The 8,474-nt window shown below is 34.7% G+C and carries 6 protein-coding genes; 5 read left to right on the top strand and 1 reads right to left on the bottom strand.

Features of this window, described 5'->3' with window-relative positions; all coding sequences use genetic code 11:
• Positions 1-311 precede the first annotated feature (311 nt).
• The 5 genes from AC3DU7_RS18240 to AC3DU7_RS18220 all read left to right on the top strand — a co-directional run bounded on the left by AC3DU7_RS18240 (position 312) and on the right by AC3DU7_RS18220 (position 5,347).
• Positions 312-2,144, top strand: a complete 1,833-nt coding sequence (locus AC3DU7_RS18240) for an alpha/beta hydrolase (protein ID WP_488040736.1) — start codon at positions 312-314, stop codon at positions 2,142-2,144.
• A 104-nt stretch (positions 2,145-2,248) separates the two neighbouring features.
• Positions 2,249-2,557, top strand: coding sequence for a transporter substrate-binding domain-containing protein (locus AC3DU7_RS18235; RefSeq protein WP_488040735.1), 309 nt, complete (start codon positions 2,249-2,251; stop codon positions 2,555-2,557).
• 42 nt (positions 2,558-2,599) lie between these two features.
• Positions 2,600-2,986: a type 2 periplasmic-binding domain-containing protein gene (locus AC3DU7_RS18230; protein WP_488040734.1), complete on the top strand. Its 387-nt coding sequence runs from the start codon at positions 2,600-2,602 to the stop codon at positions 2,984-2,986.
• A 522-nt stretch (positions 2,987-3,508) separates the two neighbouring features.
• Positions 3,509-3,661, top strand: a complete 153-nt coding sequence (locus AC3DU7_RS18225) for a hypothetical protein (protein WP_488040733.1) — start codon at positions 3,509-3,511, stop codon at positions 3,659-3,661.
• On the top strand, positions 3,662-5,347 hold the full coding sequence (locus AC3DU7_RS18220) for an alpha/beta hydrolase (RefSeq protein ID WP_488040732.1): 1,686 nt from the start codon (positions 3,662-3,664) through the stop codon (positions 5,345-5,347). It abuts the gene before it with no gap.
• Positions 5,348-5,492: 145 nt separating this feature from the next.
• Here the strand turns inward: AC3DU7_RS18220 and AC3DU7_RS18215 are convergent, their stop codons facing one another.
• Complete coding sequence (locus AC3DU7_RS18215) at positions 5,493-7,517, bottom strand: pentapeptide repeat-containing protein (RefSeq protein ID WP_488040731.1); 2,025 nt, start codon at positions 7,515-7,517, stop codon at positions 5,493-5,495.
• Positions 7,518-8,474 lie beyond the last annotated feature (957 nt).

Genomic DNA, 8,474 nt, shown 5'->3' with positions numbered 1-8,474 from the left:
CCTGTTCCCTAAAAATTGCCAATATCTCACAACTCAAATCATATTGCTATATTAATTTTGGAGAGGGTAAAAGTAATCTTTGAAATTGAAAAAGAATAAAAAGTTACTAGCAAAGTCTCCTTTCTAAACCTGAGAAGTAATTATTCATTACTCATTGCTGAAGAGCGTAGTTCCTCCGGAGGAGGCTAGCTGACTGCTAATAGCTGTTTGCGCAGCATTCCGCAGAAAATACTTACATTAAGATTAATATCATACACTAATTCACCAATGGCAAAAATATGAATAAAAAGCCTAGGAAATTAACAAAAATTTTGACAACCACTCTAGTAATAGCAGCAATAATTAGCTTTGATTTTTTGCAAGATATATTCAAGCCAAAACCAGTTGATGCTGCTGAAAGGATAGTATTTAAAGTTCCGAATTTAACAGATTTATATATGTCTGTAGACTCTCTAGAAGTCTTTGTTCAAGAAGGAAAAATTAGTAATGATTTTGCCTTTTATGCTGCTTTTATGGAAGAAGAAGATTTAGTAAATTTGCGGGAAGTATTACAAGAACGTTTTGACATTCCCCCTGAATTAATTTCTCGCATTACAAATATGGCAATGGGGCAAGATTTCCTCAAATATTTGGGTCGTTTAGTACAAATTGACCCCAATATTAATGGTTATGATGCGATAAGAACAGCTTTAATAGAAGCTGCATCAGACTCAGAGGAAGGATTTACTATTATGAATGTTATTAAAAAATTTCCCGCAGAAACAATCAGAATAAGTACAAATTTTTTATCGGAGTTTTCTAATGAATTAACTACTTTTAACGAGTATCGAGATACTTCAGTTACAGCAATTATTAAACAGACAGAAAAACAAATTGCTACAGACCCAAAAATTGATTATTCTCAACTTGCAGATTTGAGTAAACCAGGTCCCTATAAAGTCATCAAAAAATCTATTAGTTTTGAAATAAGTGGTTTACGCCAAACTTACACAGGTTTAGCAGGTTCTTATAATCTTGAAGCTGATATTTATTTACCAGAAGGAATTTCTCAACCAGTACCATTAGTAGTTTATAGTCATGGTTTTGGAGCTGAGAAAAAAAGTATTCTTTTAGCAGAACATTTAGCATCTTATGGCATTGCATTAGCTGGTTTAGAACATTTAGGCAGTGATTTAGCATATCGTCAATCTTTTTTAAAAGGAGAAGTTGATATAGATATTAGCCCTATTGAATATATTAGCCGACCATCAGACCTCACTTATTTATTAGATGAACTGGAAAAGTTGGTTGAAACTGACCCTAATTGGAAATCAAAAATTGACCTAAATAAAGTAGGTGCATTGGGAAATTCTTTTGGTGCAACTACAGCCTTATCTTTAGGAGGTGCAAATATTAATTTGCCCAGATTAAATCAAGAATGTGACACAGAAAATTTGAGCTTAAATATATCAGTATTATTACAATGTCGTGCCAATTATTTACCTCTTTCAAACTATCAATTAAGAGACCCTCTTATCAAAGCAGTTTTCGCTTACTTTCCTCTAACAAGTGTAGTTTTCGGACCAGAAGAAATGAGAAATATTTCTGTTCCTACTCTAATGATGGGAGGTAGTCACGATCTTCTTACCCCAGGAATAGAAAAAGATGTTCATCCTTTTATTTGGATGGATAACCCAGATAAATATTTAGCTTTTTTGGTTCCGGGAACTCATTTTTCTACCAGCAGTTTAATACCTGGTTTGCCTGAAATATTACAGGGACCGACACCAGATGTAGGACAGTATTATCTCAAGAATTTGAGCATAGCTTTCTTTAAAAAATATCTAGATAATCAATCAGAATATGAACCATATTTAACTGCTTCTTATGGCAAAGTTATGAATAAAAATTCCCTAAGTTTGAGTTTAATTCAATCTTTAACAGCACAACAATTAGAAACTGCTTATGGTAGTTCTCCGCCAAAACCGATCGTACCTCCAACTGTTACTGCTCAAGTTCCTAAAAGACAAGAAAGTATCTTATACCAATTTCATAAAATATTGCAAAGCGTGAGGACACAGGGAACAGGGAACACCGGAGCTGGGAACAGGGAACAGAGAAAGAAAAACATAAATATTAAAGAGGAAAAAAGGTGGAAATTTTAGAATTTATGGAATTTATAATTTTTTCTTTTAAGAAGAAATCACAAATTAAGATGTAACTGCCTTTTTTGAATTTGGTATTAGAATAAATTCAAAGAACTGGAGTAATGAAAGTAGCAATGAGAAGAGATGCTACTCCTTTTGGTTATGTAGATAATACCGGAGAATGGACTGGTTATTGTGAAGATATAATTGATGCTTTTGCTAAAAAAATTGCTCAAGAGTTGAAAATTTATACTGGAGTTAAAGTCATAGAAATTCCATCAAACCTAGAAAATCGTTTTCAGTTAGTCCAGAATGGTAATGTACATTTAGAATGCGGTCCAAATACTATTAGAGATGATATTAAAAATGTGGCTTTTTCTAATCCTTTCTTTGTCACAGGAACTAATTTTTTAGTTGCTAAGGACACATAAATAAATCCTAATAGCAATTTAGCAGGAGTTAAAACAGGTGTCTTGAAAAATACTACTACAGAAAAATTTATTCAAACACAATATCCTGAAACTGAAGCCATTTATTTTGAAGGTAATACAGGGGTTAATCAAGCTGTAAAGTCTTTAACTAAAGGAGAAATTCAGGCTTTTGTTAATGATGGAATTTTATCTATAGGGGAAGTAGTCAGGCAAAATTTAGATATTAATAATTACAAGTTAATTCCAGAAAAACCTTTGACCTGTGATTTTTATGGGATGATAACTCCGAATAATGACCCGGAATGGCAAAATAAACTTAACTCTTTTATTGATAGTAATGAATCTCAACCCATTGATGAAAAATGGTTCAAAAATTTGTTTCCTTATCAGTTAGAAAATCTCGATTATTGTGTGAATCAGAAAAAGTAATACCTTGAAGAAGGAGTCAGGAGTCAGGAGAGAAAATTGCATGGGGGTTGGTCTCCCAAACAATTTTGAACACCCTGTAGACGGTGGGGTATTATACCAATTTAATAAATGTTTGCTACAAATAGTTAGGGTATTTCTTAGGAGTCAGGAGACAGGATACAGGAGACAGAATGAATGGCTTCAATACCATTTTTAGCTTGGAAATCATTTTTTTGTCAAAGGACATATCTTGCATTTGTATTTTTATTCCCCTTACTATTCGTAACATTCTTTTTTAACGCTTGGTATTAAACCCGCAAAAAAAAGATAAAATTTATTCAAACAAAATATCCTCAAACTGAAGCCTTTTATTTTGAAGGTAATACAGAGGTTAATCAAGCTGTAAAATCTTTAGCTAAAGGAGAAATTCAGGCTTTTGTTAATGATGGAATTTTATCTGTAGGGTAAGTAGTCAGGCAAAATTTAGATATTAATAATTACAAGTTAATTCCAGAAAAACCTTTGACCTGTGATTTTTATGGGATGATAACTCCGAATAATGACCCGGAATGGCAAAATAAACTTAACTCTTTTCTTGATGGCAATAAATCTCAATCCATTGATGAAAAATGGTTCAAAAATTTGTTTCCTTATCAGTTAGAGAATCTAGATTATTGTATGAATCAGAAAAAGTAAATGAGTAGCAAAATTAAGCCTAATTTTTCCATAAAACGTCAGAAAAAAACTAAAAAAAGGATGTTCTTATGGTTACTGTCTCTCGTCTTGGTAACTACATCACTTGTGCTAGTAAATTTCTCGGCTAAAGCAGCAGAACAGATTCATTTTAATTACGGTTTTCTGAAAATTTCTGTATCTATCACTGCTTTAGAAACTTATGCTGAAACAGGTAAAGTTGAAGATGATTTAAAGTTATATTTCCTATTACTCGATGCAGAAAATCAGCAAAAACTGAGAGATATACTCAAATTTAATCTGAAAATTAATTCCATGCAACTTGCTCAAGGTTTGTATTCCCCCATGGGAGAAAAATTGCTCCAATATTTAGGAGAAATTATTCAAACTCAAGGTAGAAATAATGGAGCGATCGCTCTGAGAGAAGCTTTAATTAAAACTGCGGAATCTCAAGATTTTACACCTATAAATGTTTTGCAAAACTTTCCGGGAGAGGTACAGTTTAATATTCGGAAAATTCTGGCAGTAAATCGAGAATTTTCTGCCTTACTCGAAAATACAGAAAAACTACTAACAGAAGTTAAACAAATCACATTAACTGCTGCTTCTACAGAAGAAAAAATAGATTTTTCCACATTGCCAGACTTACGCCAACCAGGCAATATTTCCTTCTATCAAGAAACTCTAAATCTCAACGATAAAAGTCGTAACCGCCAATTTCTAGTTAATCTTTATTTACCATCTAACCAAATACAAACTCAAACTATTCCAGTAATTATTCTTTCCCCTGGTTTAGCAGCAAAACTTAGTCAATGGCAACATTTAGCTATACATTTAGCATCTCATGGTTTTGCCGTGGCAAAAATACAACATCCAGGCAGCGACTTTAATCATTTTCAAGCTTTTCTAGAAGGAAAAGAAACAGAAATATTTCAACTCAGAGAATTCATTAATAGACCCCTAGATATTACCTATTTATTAGATGAACTTGAACGTCGCAATAAACTTCAATATCAAGGAAAACTAAACCTAAAAAATGTCGGCATGGCAGGTCAATCTTTTGGTGCTTATACAACATTAGCTTTAGCAGGAGCAAAAATTAATTTTGCACAACTAAAACAAGATTGTTTACCCCAAATTAAATCTTTAAACCCTTCCTTATTTCTACAATGTCGTGCTTTAGAATTACCTCAACAAAATTATGATTTACTAGATAAAAGAATTAAGTCAGTATTAGTAATGGACCCAGTAAATAGCAGTATATTTGGTAAATCTGGTTTAAGTCATATTAATATACCGATTTTGTGGGTTGCTGGTAGTGAAGACCAATTAACCCCCGTAGTAATAGAACAAGTTTATCCCTTTACTTGGTTGCCAGTAAAAGAAAAATATTTTATGTTGACAAAAGGAGCAAAACATCTCGATTTTAATATTACTGAAATTCAAAATATAGAATCTGTAGATGATGACTCCTTAAATAAGTTAGTTAGTGCCAGTTCCCCAGTAATTAAATCTTATATTGATGCTTTTAGTTTGGCATTTTTTCAGGCATATATAGAGAATAATTCTGATTATTTAGATTATTTAAAATCTTCTTATGCTGTAGCTATTAGTCAAGAACCCTATACCCTTGGTTATTTGTCTGCTTTGACAGTAGAAAAATTAATTCCAGCTTTAGCTAAAGATTAGCAGGACTTACGCCTAAAAATGTAGGTTGGGTTGAACGGCAGTGAAACCCAACAAAACCTTGCTAATTTTGGGTTTCGTTCCTCAACCCAACCTACGGCTCCCCTACTCTCCCACTCCCCTACTCCCCCACTCCCCCACTCCCTAATTAAAGTTCCCTGAAACCCTGAAAAGCTGCGACTAAAACATTAGCAACTGGATGGTTAATAGCTTCTTTAAAAGCTTCCGTCCCCCCTGACTTCAACGCACTTATTACCCGTTGTTTTAATGTGGGGTTATTTTCGACAATTTCAATAGCTTGGGTAACAACTGCCATTTGACCTGCTCTAGTTTCTGTGGGATTTGATTGTTCTAATTGTTCGAGTAATTGCTGAATTTCTCGGGCAGCTTCAGCAAGATTTTGTTTTACTTCTGGGTTAGTAGAATAGTCGTTGAAAGTTCCGCCTGTTTTGTCTCCAACACCAATACCTCCTGCTAATTTTGAATTATTAATTTTATATTCAAGTTTTGAATTATTAAATTCATATTTAGCATTTTCTTTCTCTGCCATTGTTTCAACAACTCCCATTAATCTTGTATTGTCTTGGCGTATATTTTTTATTTCTTCAGAATAAAAATCTTTTTGTTCAGATAAAAGTTTTATTTCCTTATCTTTTAATTCTAACATTGGTTTATATTTTTGCCAGAATTTACGTTCATATTCTGCCTCATCAACCTTATTAGAAACTTTAACGCGAATGACAAAAGCACCATCGCCTTTATTTTCTATTGTTTGGATAACTGGTAATTCTTCTGTTTCACTTTCTACTCGAAGTTGTTGAAAAGTTTTCAGAAAAGTTTGCCAGTCAATACCATCTTTAAAAATTAAATCGACAGTATTGGGAATTTTCTGAGCTAATTTGGCAAATTCACCAGGTTCAAAATTTTTCTCTGGGTCAGCAGGGCGACGTTGAGGATCGGGAGCTAAATTAGTAGGTAACTTCAGGAAAATATAATCACAATTAATGTCAATTAATTTAGTAGTATTGCTAATTCCCCAATCTTCGATATATGCTCCTGTTAAAGTAGCTCCTGTTAAATTTGCTCCTTCTAGTAAAGTTTGAACTAACTTAGCTCTAGATAAATTAGCATTTTGTAAATTGGCGCGGTTTAAATCTGTGCCAATGAAACTGGCATCTTGTAAGTTAGCCCCTTTTAAGTTGATACCTTTGAGGTCGAGGGGGTTAAAATCTTTATCTTGCCATTCTCCTGTTCTGACTAACTCCCTGACTTTGGCATCTTTTAGATAAGTTTTACCTGGTCGAATGCGGTCTAGTTTTATAGTATTTTTCCAGCAGGTACGAGTTATGTTGGCTCCCCTGAAATCTGTACTTTTAAGAGTAGCATTAGTGAAGTCAGCATCAGTTAAATTTGCATCTGTGAAAGAGGTTCCACCTATAGCAGCAAAGGCAATAACTATATTACGAATTAGATCGTATTTTTCATCTCCTTTAATTGTTCGATAAGCAACATCAGCGCTTAATAGTATTTGAAGTCCAGCTCCGGCAAAGGCAAAGGTGACAACGAAGGTTTTGCCTAAGAATCCAGCGAAGGCAATAGCTCCGGCAAAGGCAATAGCTCCGGCAAAGGCAATAGCTCCGGCAAAGGCAATAGCTCCAGCTCCGGCCAAGGCTCCAGCGAATGCAAAGGCGAAGGTTCCAGCTGCAAGGACGGTGAATATGAAAGCGACGGCTCCAGCTCCGGCGACGGCGAAGGCGAAGGCGACGACTCCGACTCTGACGAGGCTGCTTACTCCATTGCGAATGATTGTTATCCAAAATACAATAAGTAACCCTAAAGCGACCAAACCAACATTTTGCTCTTGTCCATTATCTGAGTTAAATATTAGCCATAGGAAAACTAAACTGAAAAAAGTAAGAAAACCTGAAATTCCGGCCAAAACAAACACACGAACAAGCAAAACCACTACCCAACGTTTTTGCAACCCCGCTTTAGCTCCCTGAAAATTAGTACCCCGCAGAATTGCTTCTCGAAAATTAGTACCTCGAATATCCGCCCCACTAAAATTTGCTCCAGACAAATCTTCTCCCTTAAAAGATAGACCCCGAAGATTCGCTCCTTGGAATTCTCGTCTACCTTCTTGATATTGCTGCAATATGTCACGGGCTTTCATATTGGTATTTCTCTAAGATTAGGAATTGAGTGGCAAGTGGGTAGATGCGCCAAAATTTTTTCCTAGTCTAACCTATATATTATTGGAGATATTCTAGGTTTTGTGCTGGCCTTTCTAGTTGAGAAGTTCAAAATTAGGACTCAAGACCTTCTGACTTTATCTAAAATCTAAAAACTAAGACGTTGTAGTTATAATGAAAAGTCAATTAATGTAGAGTCGGGCGATCGCTATATTCTGAGTATGTCTCAAACCAAAAACTAAGACGTTATAGTTTTCCCACTACCGAAACACCGAAAGACCGAATCAACAAAAATATTGCTCTATATTCTGAGTTTGTCTCAAACCAAAAACTAAGACGTTGTAGTTTTACGGACAAGGAAAGACCGAAAGACCGAATCAACAAAAATATTGCTCTATTATTCTGAATTTCTCTCCAACCAAAAACTAAGACGTTATAGTTTGAGTACTAGGAAAGACCGAATTTGCAAGAAAGAAAAATATGGCGTTATATTCTGACTTTCTCTGAAATGAAAAACTAAAACGTTGTAGTTTTCGCACCAGGAAAGACCGAAGTTGTAAGAAACAGGACTTACGCACGAACACTAAATACACTGAGGGGGAATGCCATTCGCCCCTACATATGGCGTTTTTCAGGTGAATTTGCGTAAGTCCTGAAGAAAGAAAAATATTGCCCTATATTCTGAGTTTGTCTCAAACCAAAAACTAAGACGTTATAGTTTTTCCACTACCGAAACACCGAAAGACCGAATCAACAAAAATATTGCTCTATTATTCTGAGTCTCTCTCCAACCAAAAACTAAGACGTTATAGTTTTTCCACTACCGAAACACCGAAAGACCGAATCAACAAAAATATTGCTCTATTATTCTGAGTCTCTCTCAAACCAAAAACTAAGACGTTATAGTTTTTCCACTACCGAAACACCGAAAGACCGAA

The organism is Okeania sp., from assembly GCF_983059655.1.
The sequence above is the reverse complement of the archived record's forward strand: the minus strand, read 5'-3'. Positions and strand labels throughout refer to the sequence as shown.

What these genes read in the sequence shown, in the direction of transcription:
- AC3DU7_RS18235 (WP_488040735.1), top strand. Translation starts at nt 2,249, where the DNA reads ATGAAAGTAGCAATGAGAAGAGATGCTACTCCTTTTGGTTATGTAGAT.
- AC3DU7_RS18225 (WP_488040733.1), top strand. Translation starts at nt 3,509, where the DNA reads ATGATAACTCCGAATAATGACCCGGAATGGCAAAATAAACTTAACTCT.
- AC3DU7_RS18220 (WP_488040732.1), top strand. Translation starts at nt 3,662, where the DNA reads ATGAGTAGCAAAATTAAGCCTAATTTTTCCATAAAACGTCAGAAAAAA.
- AC3DU7_RS18215 (WP_488040731.1), bottom strand. Translation starts at nt 7,517, where the DNA reads ATGAAAGCCCGTGACATATTGCAGCAATATCAAGAAGGTAGACGAGAA.